A 19,583-nucleotide genomic window follows, 5' to 3' on the forward strand; every position below is an offset into this window, starting at 1 on the left:
CGCTCAGCCCTCCGCCCCGGCCCGCTCGTCGCGGCACAGCGCCAGGTACAGGCCCGCCGCCAGCGCGGTGCCGATGAACCAGGAGTACGGCGCCACGTCGCTGAAGGTCTTCACCAGCGCCAGCACCGCCGCGACCCCGGCCGCGGGCAGGAACGCCCACAGCGCCTTGGGGTTGACGCCCTTGCGGTAGTAGTAGCGCGAGCCGGGCTCGGCGCTGAAGAGCGCGTCGACGTCCACGCGGCCCCGCTTGACCAGGTAGTAGTCGACCATGATCACGCCGAACAGCGGGCCCAGGAAGGCGCCGAGGCCGCCCAGGAAGTAGTTGACGACGGTCGGGTTGGAGAAGAGGTTCCAGGGGGTCACGGCCAGCGCCGCCACCGTGCTGATCAGTCCGCCGACCTTGAAGGTGATCTTCTGCGGCCAGACATTGGCCAGGTCGTACGCCGGGGAGACGAAGTTGGCGACGATGTTGACGCCCATGGTGGCGATGGCGAAGGTCAGCGCCGCGAGCACCAGCACCCAGGTGTTGCCGACCTCGGCGACCAGTTCCGCCGGGTCGGTGATGGCCTCGCCGAACACCTCCAGCGAACCGGCGGTGACGATCACCGAGACCACCACGAAGGCGGTGGAGTTGATGGGCAGTCCCCAGAAGTTGCCGCGCTTGACCGTGCGGTAGTCGGGCGAGAAGCGGGAGAAGTCGCAGAAGTTGAGCATCAGCGTGCCGTAGGTGGCGAGCACCAGGCCGATCGCGCCGAACCACTGCCGCCACTGCTCGCCCACGGAGACCGGGTGCGGGGTGGAGGTCAGCGAGATCGTCCAGTCCGCCTTGGCCAGGATCCACACCGCCAGCGCGATCATCACCAGCCAGATCGCGGGACCGCAGAAGTCCTGGAACTTCCGTACCGACTCCATGCCCTGACTGATGATCAGCGCCTGGATCAGCCAGAGGGAGACGAAGGAGATCCAGCCGAGGGTGTCCAGGCCGAGGAAGGAGCTGTGGGTCCAGGACTCCAGGCCCGGCCAGGCGGCCAGCAGCATCACATTGACGGCGACGGAGGCCAGGTAGGTCTGGATCCCGTACCACATGATGGCGATCACGGCCCGGATCAGGGCGGGGATGTTGGCGCCCCAGACACCGAAGCTGATCCGGCTGACGACGGGGAAGGGCACGCCGTGGCGCTGGCCGATCTTCCCCATCCAGTTCATGCCGATGTAGATGAGCACGAAGCCGACGAGCAGCGAGGTGAAGACCTGCCACACGTTCATGCCGAGGACCAGCAGACCGGCGGCGAAGGTGTAGTTGCCGAGGTTGTGGACGTCGGACATCCACAGGGCGAAGAGGTCGAAGACCTTCCAGTTCCGCTTGGCGGCGGGGGCGAGGTCTTCGTTGGTGAGCCGGGGATCGGGGACGAACACGGGGGTGCCGGTGGCTTCGGCACGGTCGGCGAGGGACACGGGGCCTCCAGGAAGGGGGACGGAGGAGGACGCTTGGCAACCGCGTTTGGTATACCAAACAACCGACATAGTCCCGCCGTCAACAGTTCGGGCGGATATCGCTGCCGTTAACGCTCCGTAAAAGCCCCCCGGAGTCGGCGAAGATGGCCCCATGACGAAGATCGAACCCCTCGGCGCGGTACGCGAACGCGTCCTGGCCACGCTGCGGCAGGAGATCATCGCCGGCCGCCTCCGCCCCGGCGACCGACTGGTGGAGCGCGAACTGGCCGAGCGGTTCGGGGTCTCCCGGGTGCCGGTGCGCGAGGCGATCCGCGCGCTGGTCGCGGAGGGTTTCGTCCTCTTCGAGTCCGCCCGTCGCACGGTGGTCCGCCGGCTCACCCCGACCGACGTCAAGGAACTCTTCGAGCTGCGCGAGGCGCTGGAGGTCTACGCGGCCGGCCTGGCCGCCGACCGGGCCACCCCCGAGGCCCTGGCGGAGCTGCGCGAACTGCTGGAGACCGCCGCCACCGCCACCGAGGCCGACGACGCCGAGACGATCACCGACATCAACACCCGCTTCCACGACCGCATCCTCGCCATGGCGGGCAACAGCCTGCTGATCTCGGTCATGGAACCGGTCGACGGCCGCCTGCGCTGGCTGACCCGCCGCAACGAGGAGTGGCCCCAACTCCTCACCGAGCACCGCGAGTTGTACGAGGCCATCGCCTCCGGCGACCCGGACCGGGCCCGCGCCCACGCCCTGAGCCACGTCCGCGCCAACTACGAGTCGACAGTGCGGCACCTGTTCGGCGACGGGGACTGAGCACCGGCCCCGGGACCGCTCACGCGGCGCTCGTGAGCAGCCACCGCCAGCGTCGGCGCTCGGTGAAGAGGGTGACGACGGCCGTCAAGGTCACGAGTCCCGCCGCCCACGCGGGCCACACCGCCCACGAGGAGACCACGGCCGCGGCGATCTGGAGCAGCACCAGCAGGATCGTGGCCCAGCCCGGCACCGCGACGATCACGTGCGCCTTGTCGCCCGGGGTGGAGAAGCATGTGGGAAGGCCGATCAGGAGCACCACCGACACCACGGCGAGCAGCCACGAGCAGCCGGCCAGCGCCCAGGGAGTCGCCACCCAGGCGACGAGTTCCACCGCGAAGCGCAGCGCGGACGCGGTGCGGTCGTCGGGTCGCGGCTGAATCGATTCCCCCACGGTCTCGGTCACCCGCGGACGATCTCACGGCCCACGCCCGACGGCCAAGTGAGAAACGGTCCACGCCCGACGGCCAAGTGAGAAACGGCCCGCGCCCGACGGCCAAGTGAGAAACGGCGCCTAGAGCAGCCCCGCTTCCCGCGCCGCCGACCGCAGCACCTCCCGCAGCATCTCCGGCGTCAGCCGGCCCGTGAAGGTGTTGCGCTGGCTGACGTGGAAGCAGCCGTGCAGGGTCAGGCCGTCCAGCGGCACGCGCGTGCCGTGGGCGAAGGCCGGGCGGGGTCTCGGCACCGTCCAGCCCGCCTCCGCCAGCGCGGGCAGCGCCGCCTGCCAGCCGAAGGCGCCGAGGACCACGACCGACCTCAGCGTGGGGCGCAGCAGGCGCAGCTCCCGTACCAGCCAGGGACGGCAGGTGTCGCGCTCGGCCGGGGTGGGTTTGTTGGCGGGCGGGGCGCAGTGGACCGGGGCGGTCACGCGGGTGCCGTACAGCTCCAGGCCGTCGCCCGCGGCGACGGAACCCGGCTGCGAGGCCAGCCCCACGTCGTACAGCGCCCGGTACAGCACATCGCCGGAGCGGTCCCCGGTGAACATCCGGCCCGTGCGGTTCCCGCCGTGCGCCGCAGGGGCGAGGCCGATGATCAGCAGCCGGGCGTCGGCGGGCCCGAAGCCCGGAACCGGGCGCCCCCAGTACGTCTCCCCTGCGAACGCCGCCCGCTTGGTGCGCGCCACCTCTTCCCGCCAGGCCACCAGCCGGGGGCAGGCTCCGCAGTCGGCGATCCGCCGGTCGAGGGCGGCGAGGGCGTCCATGGCTCCACCGTAAGCCCCGCGAAAAGGCCAGGTCGGCCCGGCCGCCCAGCGGATAGGGTCGGGGCATGGCTTCCGAAGCTTCCGAAGGTGACCAGGACAGGACGGCGGCCGCGGTGGCCGCCGCCGAGGCCGCGGCCCCGCAGGCCGGTGAGAGCGTGCGGGTGGACAGCTGGATCTGGGCGGTACGCCTGATCAAGACCCGTTCGCTCGGCGCCGCCGCCTGCAAGGGCGGCCATGTCCGGGTGAACGGCGAGCGGGTCAAGCCCGCCCACTCCCTGCGCGTCGGCGACGAGGTACGGCTGCGGCACGAGAACCGGGAGCGGATCGTGGTGGTCAAGCGGCTGATCCGCAAGCGGGTCGGCGCCCCGGTCGCCGTCCAGTGCTACGTCGACAACTCCCCGCCGCCCCCGCCCCGCGAGGCGGTCGCCCCGGCCGGTGTCCGTGACCGCGGCGCGGGCCGCCCCACCAAGCGCGACCGCCGCGAACTGGACCGCCTGCGCGCGCTGGAGAAGGGCAGCAGCCGCCCCGGCCAGCGCTGACGGCTCCCACGCCGACGGCTCCCACGCGTGCGGCGGCGGCCGTGTCCGGTCGATTCCGGGCACGGCCGTCGCCGTACGCGCACCCGCCTCACGGGCGGCGCGCCACCAGCCGCAGCAGGTCGGCGTTGGAACCGCGCCGCGCCCAGGCGATCAGCGCCAGCGGGACGATCAGGATGAGCGGCGTGGCCGCGTTCTCGCCGTCGAAGGCGGTCAGCGAGACGACGAACGCGCCGGCCATCAGCCCGCTCAGCGCGATCGCCGCCACCGACTGGAGCACCGGGATCAACAGGGCCACGGCTCCGGCGAGTTCGAGCGCGCCGATGGTGTACATACCGGTGCTGCCCCAGCCCAGTTCGTCGAAGACCTCGGCCGCCGAGGAGTGCCCGATCAGCTTCGGCAGCGCGCTGGCGATGCCGTAGAACAGCGCGAGCACGATCTGCAGGGCGCGCAGCGCGATCCGGGCCCGGCGCCCCCGCGCGGTGGCGGACTCGGCGACGACGGGGGCGGCGGCGGGAGCGGTGGTCTCGGACATCGGTCGGTCTCCTGTGATCGGCGTTTGTGTCGCGGTCACAGGGATAGACGGTGGGTCACGGCGGAACTCATCGCCGCACGCGCCCCGTTTTTGGCGCGCCCCGCCGCCAGGAGTACGGTCCGAGAGGAGGAGTGGTGTTTTCGATGCGTACCGGCAGTGAACCCACGACCGCGCGCAGTCCGCTGCGCACGCGGTTCTGGCTGAGCGTGTGGGGGCTGGTCTGGGCGGTCTTCGGCACCGTGGCCTTCGCACTCGCCGGCCGTACGGGCTGGGCAGTGGCCTGCGGAGTCCTCGCGCTGATCGTGGCCGTGGACATGACCTTCATCGTGCGGCACATCCGCCAGGGCCCGCACTACCAGCCGGGCCCCGACATCCCCCCGTACAACCCGCCCGAGGACCGCTGATCCCCGTGACCCCGGGAGAGCCGGTTCAGGCGTCGAAGCGTGCCGCCCTGCGGTACTGGGGGTTCGGGTCGAGCGCGGCCGCCAGCCGGAAGTGCCGTACGGCCTGCTCGTCGCGGCCCTGCCGCTCGTAGGTGCGGGCGAGTGCGAAGTGCGCGAAGGCGTTGTCCGGCTCGCGCTCCAGGACGATGGTGAACTCCAGCTCGGCGGGCCGCAGTTGGGCGGCCGCGAAGAAGGCGCGGGCGCGCAGCAGTCGCGCGGCGGTGTTCTCGGGGTGCGCGGCGATGACACCGTCCAGCAGCTTCACCGCGCCCCGCGGGTCCCGTGCGTTGAGCAGTTGCTCGGCGGCACGGAAGTCGATGACATGGGTCTCCGGAGTACGTCCGGTGGAACCGCTGATCTCGGGCACGGCAGAATCCTTCCCTCACTGCCGGGATCAACGCCCGGACGCGGGGCCGCTATTCCTCGGCCGCCCGGCGCCGCAGTTCCTCCCACACCTCGCGGACCCGCTGCCGGAGCTGTTCGAGGGGGACGTCGTTGTCGATGACGATGTCCGCGATCTCCCGGCGCTTCTCGCGGGTGGCCTGGGCGGCCATCCGGGCGCGGGCGTCCTCCTCGGTCATCCCGCGCAGCCGTACCAGCCGGTCGAGCTGGGTCTCCTCGTCCGCGTCGACGACGACCACGAGGTCGTACAGCGGCGCCAGCCCGTTCTCGGTGAGCAGCGGTACGTCGTGCACGACCACGGCGTCCTCGGCCGCGGCCTGCTCCAGCTCGCGGGAGCGCTCGCCGACGAGGGGGTGCACGATCCTGTTCAGCACCGCCAGCTTCTCGGGGTCGGCGAACACGACGGAGCCCAGCCTGGGCCGGTCCAGGCTCCCGTCCGGCGCGAGCACGTCCTCGCCGAACGCGTCCACGACCGCCGCGAGGCCGGGCGTGCCCGGTGCCACGACCTCCCGTGCGATACGGTCCGCGTCGATCAGCACGGCACCGCACTCCACGAGGAGCCGTGACACCTCGCTCTTCCCGGCCCCGATACCGCCGGTCAACCCCACTTTCAGCATGGAGCAGAGCTTAGGGCCTGCCGCTCGGGCGTCAGTTGTCGCCTTCCCGCTCCGCCAGGAACCGCTCGAACTCGCGGCCGATCTCGTCCGCCGACGGGATGTCCACGGGCTCGGCGAGCATGTTGCCCCGGGTCTCGGCCCCGGCCGCCGCGTCGTACTGGTGCTCAAGGCCCTGGACCAGCGCCACCAGCTCCTCGTCGCCCTCCTGGATCTGCCGGTCGATCTCGGTCTGGGTGCGGTGGGCCTCGGTGCGCAGCGCGTGGGCGACTCCGGGCAGGACCAGGCCGGTGGCGGCCGTGATGGCCTCCAGGACGGTCAGGGCCGCGTCCGGGTACGGGGAACGAGCCACGTAGTGCGGCACGTGCGCGGCGACGCCGAGGACCTCGTGGCCGGCCTCCATCAGCCGGTACTCCAGCAGCGAGGCCGCGCTGCCGGGCACCTGGGCCTCCTCGAAGGGGCTGCGGTAGCCGGGGACCAGGTCGGTGCGGTTGCCGTGCGGGGTGAGGCCCACGGGACGGGTGTGCGGGACGCCCATGGGGATGCCGTGGAAGTTCACCGAGAGCCGCACGCCGAGCCGCTCCACGATCTGCTGGACCGCGGCGGCGAAGCGCTCCCACTCCACGTCCGGCTCGGGTCCGGACAGCAGCAGGAAGGGGGCGCCGGTGGCGTCCTGGACGAGTCGTACCTCGATGGCCGGGACCTCGTAGGCGGTCCAGCGGTCGCGCTTGAACGTCAGCAACGGTCGGCGGGCCCGGTAGTCCACCAGCCGGTCGTGGTCGAACCGGGCGACGACCTGGTGGGGCAGTGAGTCGAGCAGCCGGTCGACGATCTGGTCGCCGGTCTCACCCGCGTCGATGTATCCGTCGAAGTGGTAGAGCATGACAAGGCCCGCCGACTCCTGTGCCAAGGCCATGTCGACGACGGCCAGGCCCTTCGGCTCCCATGCGTACAAACCTTGCGGATCAAGCACAGTGACCGCTCCTCCTTGTGTTCCCTACCCACAACGCCCTTGCGGGCGTGGGCATTCCCGGCGGAGACGGCAGCCGTGATCTTCACGGACAGCACTGAGGGGCCGTACCCCGGAAGGTACGGCCCCTCAGTCAGGAGCTAGTGCTGCTCAGCGAGCGTCAGCTCTGGCCGCCGGCCAGCTTCTCACGCAGCGCGGCGAGCGCCTCGTCCGAGGCCAGCGCGCCGGAGTTGTCGGCGCCCTCGGAGGAGTACGAGCCACCGGTCGCGGCCGGAGCCGCAGCCTCGCCGCCCTCGGCCGCGGCAGCGGCGTCGGCCTCGCGGGACTTGATGACCTGCTGCTGGTGCTGCTCGAAGCGCTGCTGCGCCTCGGCGTACTGGCGCTCCCACTCCTCGCGCTGCTTCTCGTAGCCCTCGAGCCAGTCGTTGGTCTCGGGGTCGAAGCCCTCGGGGTAGATGTAGTTGCCCTGGTCGTCGTAGGACGCGGCCATGCCGTACAGGGTCGGGTCGAACTCGACCGCGGCCGGGTCGGCACCGAAGGACTCGTTGGCCTGCTTGAGGGACAGCGAGATCCGGCGACGCTCCAGGTCGATGTCGATGACCTTGACGAAGATCTCGTCGTTGACCTGGACGACCTGCTCCGGGATCTCCACGTGGCGCTCGGCCAGCTCGGAGATGTGGACCAGACCCTCGATGCCCTCGTCCACGCGGACGAACGCACCGAACGGAACCAGCTTCGTGACCTTGCCGGGCACGACCTGGCCGATCTGGTGGGTGCGGGCGAACTGCTGCCACGGGTCTTCCTGGGTCGCCTTCAGCGACAGGGAGACACGCTCGCGGTCCATGTCGACGTCGAGAACCTCGACGGTGACCTCCTGGCCGACCTCGACAACCTCGGAGGGGTGGTCGATGTGCTTCCAGGACAGCTCGGAGACGTGGACCAGACCGTCGACGCCACCCAGGTCCACGAAGGCACCGAAGTTGACGATCGAGGAGACGACGCCGGAACGGACCTGACCCTTCTGCAGGGTGGTGAGGAACGTCTGGCGGACCTCGGACTGGGTCTGCTCCAGCCAGGCACGGCGGGACAGGACCACGTTGTTGCGGTTCTTGTCCAGCTCGATGATCTTCGCTTCGAGCTCCTTGCCCACGTAGGGCTGGAGGTCGCGGACACGGCGCATCTCGACCAGGGAGGCCGGGAGGAAGCCGCGGAGGCCGATGTCGAGGATGAGACCACCCTTGACGACCTCGATGACGGTACCGGTGACGATGCCGTCCTCTTCCTTGATCTTCTCGATGGTGCCCCAGGCACGCTCGTACTGGGCGCGCTTCTTCGAGAGGATCAGGCGGCCTTCCTTGTCCTCCTTCTGGAGGACCAGGGCCTCGATCTCGTCGCCGACGGCGACGACCTCGTTCGGGTCGACGTCGTGCTTGATCGAGAGCTCGCGGCTCGGGATGACACCTTCGGTCTTGTAACCGATGTCGAGCAGGACCTCGTCCCGGTCGACCTTCACGATGACGCCGTCGACGATGTCGCCGTCGTTGAAGTACTTGATCGTCTCGTCGATCGCGGCGAGGAAAGCTTCCTCGTTACCGATGTCGTTGACCGCTACCTGCGGGGTGGTGGCGGTGGTCTCGGTGCTGCTCGTCATGTGGGAAAGGGCTCCGGTACGGACATTGAAGTCGTAGGTACTGCTACGCCGGGAGCCCGTATCGCTCTGAAGAAGCCGGACAGCCAAGGAAGCGCCCCACCAGCTAACTGGCGACGGCGCCTCGACAACCGAGGGGACTACAACAGATGCGAGCGCAGCCTGCTACGTCTGAGGTGCGCAGGCCCGCAGCGCAACTTGTAGCATACGGGGGCAGCCGGGCAGGGTCAATGCGCGAAGGCGCACACCCGGGGCGGATCGCCGCATTCCCGGCACACAAACTGTCTCCCAAGGCCACGCAGGGCCCAAGCCGCCCCTTTCGTGACGCCGCCGGGAGGCCGCGCCGTTCAGGTGACGGAAGAGTACGACGAGGGAGCCGATCATCCAAGAGTCCGTATCCAATGAGGTCGCGTCCGGTTCCGAGGCCGAGCCGGAGGCCACTCGGCGTGCCGCCGGGGTCGCGGAGAGTTCCCGGGCCAACCGGGGCTGGTGGGACCGCAACGCGGACGAGTACCAGGTCGAGCACGGCACCTTCCTCGGCGACGACCGCTTCGTCTGGGGCCCCGAGGGCCTGGACGAGGTGGAGGCGGAGCTGCTCGGCCCGCCGGAGGAGCTGAAGAACAAGGACGTCCTGGAGATCGGCGCCGGCGCCGCGCAGTGCTCGCGCTGGCTGGCCGCGCAGGGCGCCCGCCCGGTCGCCCTGGACCTCTCCCACCGCCAGCTCCAGCACGCGCTGCGGATCGGCGGCTCCTTCCCGCTGGTCTGCGCCGACGCGGGCGCGCTCCCCTTCGCGGACGGCTCCTTCGACCTGGCCTGCTCGGCGTACGGCGCGCTGCCGTTCGTCGCGGACCCGGTGCTGGTGCTGCGCGAGGTGCGGCGGGTGCTGCGCCCCGGCGGCCGGTTCGTCTTCTCCGTCACCCACCCGATCCGCTGGGCCTTCCCGGACGAGCCCGGCCCCGAGGGCCTGTCGGTGTCCGCCTCCTACTTCGACCGCACCCCCTACGTCGAGCAGGACGAGCAGGGCCGGGCGGTCTACGTGGAGCACCACCGCACGATCGGCGACCGCATCCGTGACATCGTGGCCGCGGACCTGCGCCTGGTCGACCTGGTGGAGCCGGAGTGGCCGGCCTGGAACTCGGCGGAGTGGGGCGGCTGGTCCCCGCTGCGCGGCAACCTGATCCCGGGCACGGCGATCTTCGTCTGCGTACGGGACTGAGCCCGTCCCCGTGTCCGAGACTGGGCGGGTGATCCGCTACGACGCCCTGGACGCCCTTCCCGTACGCAGCGCCCTGCCCGCCCTGACCGACGCCCTGGACGACCGGGGCACGGCGGTCCTGGTGGCCCCGCCCGGCACCGGCAAGACCACCCTGGTCCCGCTGGCCCTGGCGGGCCTGCTGGACGAGGCCGCGCCCGCCCGGCGCGTGGTCGTGGCCGAGCCCCGCCGGATCGCGGCCCGCGCCGCCGCCCGGCGGATGGCGTGGCTGCTGGGCGAGAAGGTCGGCGACAGCGTCGGCTACACGGTGCGCGGGGAGCGGGTCGTCGGGCGGCACGCGCGCGTGGAGGTCGTCACGACGGGTGTGCTGCTCCAGCGGCTCCAGCGCGACCAGGAGCTGTCCGGGGTGGACGTGGTCGTCCTGGACGAGGTCCACGAACGGCATCTGGACGCGGACACGACGGCGGCCTTCCTGTGGGACGTGCGGCAGGCGCTGCGCCCGGAGCTGCGGCTGGTGGCCGCGTCGGCGACGACGGACGCGGAGGGCTGGTCCCGGCTGCTGGGCGATGCCCCGGTGGTCGAGGCGGAGGGTGTCTCGTACCCGGTGGAGACCGTGTGGGCGCCGCCCGCCCGTCCGGTCCGGCCGCCGCACGGGATGCGGGTCGACCCGGCGCTGCTGACGCACGTGGCGTCGGTGGTGCGGCGGGCGCTGGCCGAGCGGACGGGGGACGTGCTGTGCTTCCTGCCCGGCGTCGGCGAGATCGCGCGCGTGGCCGGGCAGCTCGGGGACCTGGCTGGGGTGGAGATCCTCCAGGTGCACGGCAGGGCCCCGGCGTCCGTCCAGGACGCGGTGCTGTCGGGCGGCGACCGGCGCCGGGTGGTGCTGGCGACCTCGGTGGCCGAGTCCTCTCTCACCGTCCCCGGCGTCCGGGTGGTCGTCGACTCCGGCCTCGCGCGGGAGCCCCGTGTCGACCACGCGCGCGGGCTCAGCGCGCTGACGACGGTGCGCGCCTCGCAGGCCGCCGGACGCCAGCGGGCGGGCCGGGCCGGGCGTGAGGCGCCGGGAGCGGTGTACCGCTGCTGGGCGGAGGCGGAGGACGTGCGTCTGCCGCGCTTCCCCTCCCCCGAGATCAAGGTGGCGGACCTGACGGCGTTCGCGTTGCAGGCGGCGTGCTGGGGAGACCCGTCGGCGTCCGGTCTGGCCCTGCTGGACCCGCCTCCCGCCGGGGCAATGGCGGCGGCCCGCGCGGTGCTGTCGGCGATCGGCGCGGTGGACGAGGAGGGGAGGGCGACCGACCGCGGCGTGCGCCTGGCCGGCCTCGGCCTGCACCCGCGCCTGGGGCGGGCGCTGCTGGACACGGACGGCGCGGGCGCGGAGGTGGTGGCCCTGCTGTCGGAGGAGGCCCCCCGGGACTACGGGGACGACCTGGCGGCGGCGCTGCGGGCGGCCCGGCGCGGCGGTGACGCGTACGCGGGGCGCTGGCGGTCGGAGGTACGGCGGCTGCGCGGGACGTCGGAGGCCGTGGAGGCGGACGACGCGCTGGCCGGGACGGTGGCCGCGCTGGCGTTCCCCGAGCGGGTCGGCAGGGTCGAGGGCGGCTCGGTGCTGATGGCGTCCGGGACGCGGGCGGAGCTGCGGGAGGGCTCGCCGCTGCGGGGTGCCTCCTGGCTGGCGGTGGCGGTGGCGGACCGCCCGGTCGGCAAAGGGCACGCGCGCGTGCAGCTCGCGGCGGTGGTGGACGAGGAGACGGCCCGTACGGCCGCCGCTCCCCTCTGTACGGAGGGCGAGGAGGTCCACTGGGCCGACGGTGACGTGGTGGCGCGGCGGGTGGCACGCCTGGGCGCGATCGAACTGACGGTACGGCCGCTTCGGGACCCCGACCCCGGCCTGGTGCGGGCCGCCCTGCTGGAGGGGCTGCGGCAGGAGGGGCTGGGCCTGCTGCGGTGGTCGCCGGACGCGGTCGTCCTGCGCCGGCGGCTGGCGTTCCTGCGGCTGCGGCTGGGCGACCCGTGGCCGGACGTGTCCGACGACGCGCTGCACGCGCGCGTGGACGAGTGGCTGGAACCGGAGCTGAGCCGGGCGCGGAAGCGGGCCGATCTGGGCCGGATCGATGCCGGGGCGGGCTTGGGACGTCTGTTGCCGTGGGCGTCGGGCGAGGCGGCCCGCCTGGACGAACTGGCACCGGAGCGGCTGACCGTCCCCAGCGGGTCCCGTATCCGCCTCGACTACTCCGATCCCGAGCAGCCCGTGCTCGCCGTGAAGCTCCAGGAGATGTTCGGGCTGCACGAGTCGCCGACGGTGGCGGGGGTGCCGGTGCTGGTCCACCTGCTGTCCCCCGCGGGGCGTCCCGCGGCGGTCACGGCGGACCTCGCGTCCTTCTGGAAGGACGGCTACAAGGGCGTACGCGCCGAATTGCGGGGCCGGTACCCGAAGCACCCGTGGCCGGAGGACCCGGCGACGGCCGAGCCCACGCGGCACACCGCGGCTCGGGCCCGGCGTCAGGAGGGCGACGAGGGGACGCGGCTCAGGCGTTGAGCGGCTCCGGTTCGGTCGCCTCCTTCGGCGCCCGGCTCCTGGGGCGGCGGCTTCGGGCCTCCAGATAGAGGGAGAGGGCGAGCAGGAGGATGCCCAGGGTCAGGAAGCCCCAGGGGAGATAGGTCGTCATCAGCAGGACCAGGGTGCGGTTGGACTTGACCAGGTCGACCGTGTACTCGATGTAGTCCTCGCGCATCTTGACGTGTCCGGCGAACGCCGTGACCTTGTCGCGGTCGCCCAGGAGCGTGCCGCCGCGCAGCTCCTCGCGGTGGATCTCCTCGCCGTAGACGGGGGCGCCGGTGACGGGTTCGACCCAGAACTTGCGGACCGTGGTGTACCAGCGGGTGGTTCCGGTGTCGGCGAGGGCCTCGGCGGTGATGCCCTCGACGGGCAGCTGCTTGGGGTACGGGACCTTCGTCCACGGGACGGTCTGCTCGAAGTAGTAGACCTCGACGCCGCGGAAGTCCTCGGTGCCCCTGTAGTGGATGGGGGCGGAGGTGCGGGTCTGGGCGTCGAAGTACTCGTAGTCCCGTTTCTCGGTCAGGAACGGCCACTTGAACTCGATGCCCTCCCGGCGCACCGGGTCGCCGTCGACCATTTCGCCGGTGGCGTGGACGGGTTCCTGGGTGTGGGCGTCGAAGATGTAGCGCTCGGGGATCCGGGAGACCATCTCGCCGTCGGGGCCCTCGACGTAGGAGAGGCTGTCCCAGACGACCACGTCACGGCCCGCCGTGCGTTCGATCCGCTCGGACTCCTCCACGTTGCCCTTGAGGGTCTGCACGATGGTGACCTTGGGGACCGTGCGGGCCTTCATGGTGCCGTAGTCGAGGAGGGTGGCGTCCTTCGCCTCCAGGACCATGTCCTGGTACTGGTCGGCGGGGACCTTGGCCAGGCGCGGGAAGGCGTACCAGCGCAGCATCGGGGACAGCGCGGCGAAGAACACGGCGAGGGCGAGCAGGATCAGACTGACCTTGCGGCGCATCTCGGCCTCCCTCCCGGGCGGTTACGGGTGTGCGGGGACCGTGCTCAGCAGCGGCTTCGGGGAGGTCTCGCCGCTCGGTGTGCCGAGCGCGGTGAGGGTGAACACCAGGGCGAGCGCGACGGCGAGACCGGTCGCGGCGGCGATCAGGGCGCGCACGGTGCCTCCCCAGGCCGAAACTGATAGGTCGTCAGTTTTGGGCACCGTAGCAACGGGGGGACGAGATGAGAACAGGTCACGCACGACGACGGCGCCCCTCCGCGCGGAGGGGCGCCGTCCGGGTTTGTGCGGGGGTCAGGCGCTGGGGCTCGCGGAGGGTGTGGGGGTCTCGGTCTCCTCGCCGGTCCCCTCCTCGGCCTCCGCCACCGTCAGCTTGACCGTGACCTTCGCGCCGCCCGCCAGCGTGATGACGAGCTCGTACGTGCCGGGGTTCTCGTCCGCGTACAGCTTCGGCAGCTCGATCAGGCCGTCCTTGTCCGTCTTCAGGCCGGTGAGGGTGCGTACGGGCTTGTCCTCGTCGTCCTTGAAGTAGGGGCCCTTGTCGTTCTCGGTCGCGTCCTCGGCGGACTTGATGAGGGTGGCGGTGGCCGCGACGCCGTCGGCGACGGCGCCCTTGTAGGTGGCCTTCACCTTCACCCTCTCGGCGAACTCGCCGCCGGGGACGCAGGTCAGCTCGGTCTCGGTGGTGCGGGCCAGGGCGTCGGCGGTGCGCTCGGTGACCTTCGCCCGGTACTCGACGGCGGTGACCGAGCGGCCGATGAGGGTGGCCCGGACCTTGAACTCGCCGGTCTTCCCGCCCGCCTGGAGCGCGGGCGCCACCGCGGTGCCGCTGCTGTCGGTGAGGGCGGTGGCGACCTTCTCGCCGCCGGTGAAGACGGCATCCGTGTCGCCGACGACGGTGAAGCGGATGCGCACCTTGCCGACGCCCTTGCCGGACCTGGTCTCGGCGCGGGTGCTGATCCGCTCCGCGAACGCGTCGCCCGCCCGTGCGCTCAGCTCCTCGGTGCCGGCGTCCTCCAGGTGGTGCACCGACTCGGTGGGCGTCTGCGGCTTGGCCGGCGGAGGCGTCGTCGGGGGTGTCGTCGGGGGCGGGGTGGCCGGCGGCTTGGTCCCGGGCGGTGTCGTCCTCGGGGGCGTGGAGGGCGTGCCGGGCTGCGCCGGGGTGCTCGGCGACGGGTTCGTGGAGATCACCTCGTCGCTGCGGTCCTCCGGGACCGTACCGGTGCCGTCGGGGATCTCGTCGACGCCCTTGCGGTAGTGCTCCAGCCACGCCAGGACCGTGTTCAGGTAGTCCGTGGAGTTGTTGTAGCTCAGGATCGCGCTGCGCAGGTCGCGCGCGTCGGACAGGTCCCAGCCGAAGCGGCACAGGTAGTGGCCGGCGGCGAGGGCCGCGTCGTAGACGTTGTTGGGGTCCTTCTTGCCGTCGCCGTTGCCGTCGCGGCCCGCCCACTCCCAGGTGGACGGGATGAACTGCATCGGCCCCACGGCCCGGTCGTAGGAGCTGTCCCCGTCGTAGGCGCCGTTGTCGGTGTCGCTGATGTTGGCGAAGCCGTTGCCGTTGAGCTGCGGACCCAGGATCGGCGAGATGGTGGTGCCGTCGGCGTCCACCTTGCCGCCGCGGGCGTGGCCCGACTCGACGTGGCCGATGGCCGCCAGCAGCTCCCAGGGGATGTTGCAGCCCGGCTTGGACTCCTGGAGCTTGGCGGCGGCCTGCTGGTAGGCGTCCAGGACGGTCGCGGGTATCCCCGAGTCGGAATCGGTGGTGCCGCCGCCGTCCGTGCCGCCCGCGCTCGGCGAGGGCTTGGGGCTGTCCAGGGGCGGCAGGTCCGTGTAATAGGGCGAGTTGCCGGTGGCGCTGTCGTCGGCGGCCGCGTCCGGGGACGGGGTGGCGTCGGAGGTGGTCCGTCTGCCCTGGTCGTCGACTGTCACTCCGGGAGCCTGGGAGCCGGACAGCGCCGCGACCGCGAGCGCGGCGACGGCGGCGGTGGCCGCACCCTTGTACAGCCGCCTGCCGAATTGCGCCGACATAGAGTGAACCCCTCCCGTGGACGCCCGAGCGCCCGTCTCTGTCTGTCCCGTCGCCCTGTTGTGACGAACGATGTGCCGCCGGGGTTGCGTTCTTACGGCCGTTCGGTGGTGCGCCGCGGCTCATCCGTCCGTATTTGTCCGTCGTGTCGGCCGCGCGCCCCGCACGCCGACCAAGTGACCCTACGACAACTTCCGCGCCACGGGCACCCGTTCACCTCCGATATTCACCGCTTGGCCATACGTGATACTGAGCGGGTCGATCAGCCTGTCAGCAAGGAGACCCGGTGCCGTTCACCCTGAGCCACGCGGCGGCGGTGCTGCCCGCCGTACGGACCGACGGAACCGGCCGGGGCCGACTGCTCCCGGCCGTCCTCGTGGCCGGGTCCTTCAGCCCCGATCTCACCTACTACGCGGCCAGCGCCGTGCCCGGCGCGATGGAGTTCGGGGACGTCACGCACTCCTTCGCCGGTGTGCTCACGGTCGATGTGGTGCTCGCCTGGGCGCTGGTGGGGCTCTGGCTGCTGGTGCGCGAGCCCCTGGTGGCGCTGCTGCCCAGGGCCCGCCAGGAGCGGCCCGCGGCCCTGCTGCGCTGCGGTGCGCCCCGGGCGCGGGTGCGGCCTGAACTCGTGGTGTGGTGGTACGTCTCCGCTGTGCTCGGCTCGCTGACGCATGTGGTGTGGGACGCGTTCACGCATCTCGACCGCTGGGGCATGCGGCTGTTCCCGGTCCTCGGCGAGGAGATCGCGGGGTCGCCCCTGTACTGGTACCTGCAGTACGGAGGTTCCGCGGTCGCCGCGGTCGTCATCGCGGTGTTCGTGGCGGTGGCGCTGCGGCGGGGCGGGGGCGGGGGCGGCGCGGCCGGGGTGCCCGTGCTGTCGGCGCGGGACCGGTGGCTGGCCGGGGTGCCGCTCGTCGGGGTTCCGGCGGTGTGCGCGGTGGTGCGGGCGGTGCGCTGGTGGGACTACTGGGGGTCGCGCGCCAAGCCGTGGGAGCTGATTCCGACGCTGTGCTTCGGGGCGGGCGCCGGGCTGTTCGTGGGCGTGCTGGTGTACGCCGTGGCGGTCCGGGTGTGGCGTCCGGTGCCGGTGCGCGAGGAGCAGCCGCTCGTGCTGCGGTGAGACGTTCTCAGGTGGGACAGGCGGGGCGCGGGTCGACCGTCGCCGGTCACCCGCGCCCCTGCTACTGCGGCTTGTGCGCTCAGTGCGCCGCCGACTCCCAGTCCGGGCCGACGCCCACCGAGACGCCGAGCGGGACGTCCAGGCGGACCGCCTGGGACATCTGCTCGCGGACCAGGGCCTCGGCCCGCTCGCGCTCGCCGGGGGCGACCTCCAGCACGATTTCGTCGTGGACCTGGAGCAGCATCCGGGTCTTCAGACCGGCCTCGCGCAGGGCCTCGTCGACCTTGAGCATGGCGATCTTGACGATGTCGGCCGCGGTGCCCTGGATCGGGGCGTTCAGGGCCATGCGTTCGGCCGCCTCGCGGCGCTGGCGGTTGTCGCTGTTGAGGTCGGGCAGGTAGCGGCGGCGGCCGAAGAGGGTCGCCGTGTAGCCCGTGGCGCGGGCCTCGTCGACGGCCCGGCGCAGGTAGTCCCGTACGCCGCCGAACCGCTCGAAGTAGGCGTCCATCAGGGCGCGGGCCTCGCCCGCCTCGATGTTCAGCTGCTGGGACAGGCCGAAGGCGGACAGACCGTAGGCCAGGCCGTAGGACATGGCCTTGATCTTGCGGCGCATCTCCGCGTCGACGGCGTCGGGCTCGACGCCGAAGACCTGGGAGGCGGCCGTGGTGTGCAGGTCCTCCCCGGAGGTGAAGGCCCGGATGAGGCCCTCGTCGGCGGAGAGGTGCGCCATCACGCGCAGTTCGATCTGGCTGTAGTCGGCCGTCATCAGGGACTCGAAGCCCTCGCCGACCACGAACCCGCGGCGGATGGCGCGGCCCTCGTCGGTGCGGACCGGGATGTTCTGCAGGTTCGGGTCCGTGGAGGACAGCCGGCCGGTGGCGGCGACGGTCTGGTTGAACGTGGTGTGGATCCGGCCGTCCGCCGCGATCGTCTTGATCAGGCCCTCGACGGTGACCCGCAGCTTCGCCTGCTCGCGATGACGGAGCATGATCACCGGCAGCTCGTTCTCCGTCTGGCCCGCGAGCCAGGCCAGGGCGTCGGCGTCGGTGGTGTAGCCGGTCTTGGTCTTCTTGGTCTTGGGCAGGCCCAGCTCACCGAAGAGGACCTCCTGGAGCTGCTTGGGCGAGCCCAGGTTGAACTCGTGCCCGGCCGCCGCGTGCGCCTCCTTCACCGCCTGCTGCACGGCACCGGCGAACATCTGCTCCATGGCCTCCAGGTGAGCGCGGTCGGCAGCGATGCCGTGCCGCTCCATGCGGGCCAGCAGGGCGGAGGTGGGCAGCTCCATGTCGCGCAGCAGGTCGGCGGCGCCGACCTCCTCCAGACGGGCCTCGAAGGCGGTGCCCAGGTCGAGGACGGCGCGGGCCTGCACCATCAGCGCCTCGGCCTCGGCGGCGTCGTCCGCGCCGAAGGCGAGCTGGCCATCGGCGGTGGCGGCGGGGGCCAGCTCGCGGTGCAGGTACTCAAGGGACAGCGCGTCCAGGTCGAAGGAGCGGCGGCCCGGCTTGACCAGGTAGGCGGCGAGGGCGGTGTCCATGGTGACGCCGTTGATCATCCAGCCGTGCTCGGCGAAGACCCGCATCGCGCCCTTGGCGTTGTGGAAGACCTTGGGGCGCTCGGCGTCGGCGAGCCAGGCGGCGAACGCGGTCTCGTCGGCCTCGTCGAGCTGGGAGGGGTCGAACCAGGCGGCGGGGCCGTCGGCGGTGGCGAGCGCGACCTCGGCCACCGAGCCGGCGCCGAGCGCCCAGGTGTCGACGGTGGCGACGCCGAGGGCGGCGCCCGCGTGCTCGGCGAGCCAGGGGGCCAGCTCGCCGGTGCCGAGGACGCGGCCGTCCAGCTCCACGCCGTCGGTGACGACCGGGGTCTCCTCGGCCTCCTGGCCGCCGGGGTCGACCGCGAGCAGCCGCTCGCGCAGGGACGGGTTGCGGATCTCCAGGGTGTCCAGGACCAACGCGACGGCCTTGCGGTCGTACGGGGCCCGCTCCAGGTCGGCGACCGTCTTGGGCAGCTCCACGTCACGCACCATCTCGGTGAGGCGCCGGTTGAGCTTGACCGCCTCCAGGTGGTCGCGGAGGTTCTGGCCGGCCTTGCCCTTGACCTCGTCCACCCGCTCGACCAGCTCCGCGAACGAACCGAACTGGTTGATCCACTTCGCGGCGGTCTTCTCGCCGACGCCGGGGATGCCGGGCAGGTTGTCGGACGGGTCGCCGCGCAGGGCGGCGAAGTCGGGGTACTGCGCGGGCGTCAACCCGTACTTCTCGAAGACCTTCTCCGGGGTGAACCGGGTCAGCTCCGAGACGCCCTTGGTCGGGTACAGCACGGTGGTGTGCTCGCTGACGAGCTGGAAGGAGTCCCGGTCGCCGGTGACGATCAGCACCTCGAAGCCCTCGGCCTCGGCCTGGGTGGCGAGCGTGGCGATCACGTCGTCGGCCTCGAAGCCGTCGACCGCGAAGCGGGAGACGTGCATCGCGTCGAGCAGCTCACCGATCAGCTCGACCTGCCCCTTGAACTCGTCCGGGGTCTTGGAGCGGTTCGCCTTGTACTCGGTGAACTCCTCGGACCGCCAGGTCTTGCGGGACACGTCGAAGGCGACCGCGAAGTGCGTGGGCGCCTCGTCGCGCAGGGTGTTCGCCAGCATCGACGCGAAGCCGTAGATCGCGTTCGTCGGCTGGCCGGTCGCGGTCGTGAAGTTCTCCGCGGGCAGCGCGAAGAACGCGCGGTAGGCCAGGGAATGCCCGTCCATGAGCATCAGGCGCGGACGGCCGCCGCCGGGGTTCGTTTCGGTCTTCTTCGATGCTGTCTCTGCCACGCCCCCGATCCTGCCACGCCCCACTGACACCGCGGACCCACCGCCGGAACCGGCACGGGCCGGAGCGGGCTGGTGCGGGCCGGCGCGTGCCGGTGCGTGCCGGTGCGGGACAGCGCGGGCAGGGGCGGGTCTGGCGAGTACCGGCGGGTGCGGGCTGGTGCGGGCTGGTGCGGGCGGCCTGCGCGGGTGAGCGGGGGTGCGCGTGGCGCCTTCGGCGGGTGGGTGGGGCCGGGTGCCTGCGGCGGCCTGCGCGGGTGGACGGGGGTGCGCGTGGCGCCTTCGGCGGGTGGGTGGGGCCGG

At 72.0% G+C, this 19,583-nt stretch carries 18 protein-coding genes; 6 read left to right on the plus strand and 12 right to left on the minus strand.

Annotated features, from left to right (window positions below; genetic code table 11):
- Positions 1-3: 3 nt before the first annotated feature.
- Positions 4-1,455: an NCS1 family nucleobase:cation symporter-1 gene (locus GA0115233_RS31820; protein WP_093723789.1), complete on the minus strand. Its 1,452-nt coding sequence runs from the start codon at positions 1,453-1,455 to the stop codon at positions 4-6.
- 151 nt (positions 1,456-1,606) lie between these two features.
- Between GA0115233_RS31820 and GA0115233_RS31825 the strand changes: the two genes are divergently transcribed.
- Entirely contained in the window at positions 1,607-2,257 is a 651-nt protein-coding gene (locus tag GA0115233_RS31825) for a GntR family transcriptional regulator (protein WP_093723790.1), read from the plus strand.
- Positions 2,258-2,276: 19 nt separating this feature from the next.
- Here GA0115233_RS31825 and GA0115233_RS31830 read toward each other — a convergent pair whose 3' ends face one another.
- A complete protein-coding gene (locus GA0115233_RS31830; protein ID WP_093723791.1) occupies positions 2,277-2,660 on the minus strand; it encodes a hypothetical protein in 384 nt (127 codons plus the stop codon).
- Positions 2,661-2,768: 108 nt separating this feature from the next.
- Positions 2,769-3,455 carry a uracil-DNA glycosylase gene (locus tag GA0115233_RS31835; RefSeq protein ID WP_093723792.1) on the minus strand — a complete coding sequence of 229 codons (687 nt, stop codon included), beginning with the start codon at positions 3,453-3,455 and terminating at the stop codon, positions 2,769-2,771.
- A gap of 65 nt (positions 3,456-3,520) precedes the next feature.
- Between GA0115233_RS31835 and GA0115233_RS31840 the strand changes: the two genes are divergently transcribed.
- Positions 3,521-3,994, plus strand: a complete 474-nt coding sequence (locus tag GA0115233_RS31840) for an RNA-binding S4 domain-containing protein (RefSeq protein WP_093723793.1) — start codon at positions 3,521-3,523, stop codon at positions 3,992-3,994.
- Positions 3,995-4,082: 88 nt separating this feature from the next.
- Here the strand turns inward: GA0115233_RS31840 and GA0115233_RS31845 are convergent, their stop codons facing one another.
- A complete protein-coding gene (locus tag GA0115233_RS31845) occupies positions 4,083-4,526 on the minus strand; it encodes a DoxX family protein (protein WP_093723794.1) in 444 nt (147 codons plus the stop codon).
- A 143-nt stretch (positions 4,527-4,669) separates the two neighbouring features.
- Here GA0115233_RS31845 and GA0115233_RS31850 point away from each other — a divergent pair, with 143 nt between their 5' ends.
- Positions 4,670-4,930, plus strand: a complete 261-nt coding sequence (locus GA0115233_RS31850; RefSeq protein ID WP_176712015.1) for a DUF6343 family protein — start codon at positions 4,670-4,672, stop codon at positions 4,928-4,930.
- Positions 4,931-4,955: 25 nt separating this feature from the next.
- Here GA0115233_RS31850 and GA0115233_RS31855 read toward each other — a convergent pair whose 3' ends face one another.
- From GA0115233_RS31855 to rpsA, 4 genes are all read right to left on the minus strand, one after another.
- Entirely contained in the window at positions 4,956-5,336 is a 381-nt protein-coding gene (locus GA0115233_RS31855; RefSeq protein ID WP_093723796.1) for a tetratricopeptide repeat protein, read from the minus strand.
- Positions 5,337-5,385: 49 nt separating this feature from the next.
- A complete protein-coding gene (gene coaE, locus GA0115233_RS31860) occupies positions 5,386-5,988 on the minus strand; it encodes a dephospho-CoA kinase (protein ID WP_093723797.1) in 603 nt (200 codons plus the stop codon).
- Positions 5,989-6,019: 31 nt separating this feature from the next.
- The gene (locus tag GA0115233_RS31865; RefSeq protein WP_093723798.1) at positions 6,020-6,958 is read right to left on the minus strand and encodes a PAC2 family protein; all 939 of its coding nucleotides are present in this window, start codon (positions 6,956-6,958) and stop codon (positions 6,020-6,022) included.
- Positions 6,959-7,115: 157 nt separating this feature from the next.
- Positions 7,116-8,606: a 30S ribosomal protein S1 gene (gene rpsA / locus GA0115233_RS31870; RefSeq protein WP_093723799.1), complete on the minus strand. Its 1,491-nt coding sequence runs from the start codon at positions 8,604-8,606 to the stop codon at positions 7,116-7,118.
- Positions 8,607-8,982: 376 nt separating this feature from the next.
- On the opposite strand from rpsA, the gene GA0115233_RS31875 reads away from it, so the two are divergent.
- Both GA0115233_RS31875 and hrpB read left to right on the plus strand, forming a co-directional pair.
- A complete protein-coding gene (locus GA0115233_RS31875; RefSeq protein ID WP_093723800.1) occupies positions 8,983-9,819 on the plus strand; it encodes a class I SAM-dependent methyltransferase in 837 nt (278 codons plus the stop codon).
- 28 nt (positions 9,820-9,847) lie between these two features.
- Positions 9,848-12,352, plus strand: a complete 2,505-nt coding sequence (gene hrpB, locus GA0115233_RS31880) for an ATP-dependent helicase HrpB (protein WP_093723801.1) — start codon at positions 9,848-9,850, stop codon at positions 12,350-12,352.
- Here hrpB and GA0115233_RS31885 read toward each other — a convergent pair.
- The 3 genes from GA0115233_RS31885 to GA0115233_RS31890 all read right to left on the minus strand — a co-directional run bounded on the left by GA0115233_RS31885 (position 12,342) and on the right by GA0115233_RS31890 (position 15,359).
- Positions 12,342-13,334, minus strand: coding sequence for a DUF3068 domain-containing protein (locus GA0115233_RS31885; RefSeq protein WP_093723802.1), 993 nt, complete (start codon positions 13,332-13,334; stop codon positions 12,342-12,344). The genes hrpB and GA0115233_RS31885 overlap by 11 nt on opposite strands.
- Before the next feature lie 21 nt (positions 13,335-13,355).
- Positions 13,356-13,490 (minus strand): SPW_0924 family protein, encoded by a 135-nt coding sequence (locus GA0115233_RS40330; protein ID WP_107406475.1) that lies wholly within the window; start codon positions 13,488-13,490, stop codon positions 13,356-13,358.
- Between the two features lie 135 nt (positions 13,491-13,625).
- Positions 13,626-15,359 (minus strand): lytic transglycosylase domain-containing protein, encoded by a 1,734-nt coding sequence (locus tag GA0115233_RS31890; protein ID WP_093723803.1) that lies wholly within the window; start codon positions 15,357-15,359, stop codon positions 13,626-13,628.
- Positions 15,360-15,643: 284 nt separating this feature from the next.
- On the opposite strand from GA0115233_RS31890, the gene GA0115233_RS31895 reads away from it, so the two are divergent.
- Positions 15,644-16,477 carry a DUF4184 family protein gene (locus tag GA0115233_RS31895; protein WP_093723804.1) on the plus strand — a complete coding sequence of 278 codons (834 nt, stop codon included), beginning with the start codon at positions 15,644-15,646 and terminating at the stop codon, positions 16,475-16,477.
- A 79-nt stretch (positions 16,478-16,556) separates the two neighbouring features.
- Here the strand turns inward: GA0115233_RS31895 and polA are convergent, their stop codons facing one another.
- The gene (gene polA, locus GA0115233_RS31900; protein ID WP_093723805.1) at positions 16,557-19,283 is read right to left on the minus strand and encodes a DNA polymerase I; all 2,727 of its coding nucleotides are present in this window, start codon (positions 19,281-19,283) and stop codon (positions 16,557-16,559) included.
- Between the last annotated feature and the right edge of the window lie 300 nt (positions 19,284-19,583).

This window comes from Streptomyces sp. DI166, assembly GCF_900091315.1.
Classification (GTDB): domain Bacteria; phylum Actinomycetota; class Actinomycetes; order Streptomycetales; family Streptomycetaceae; genus Streptomyces; species Streptomyces fuscus.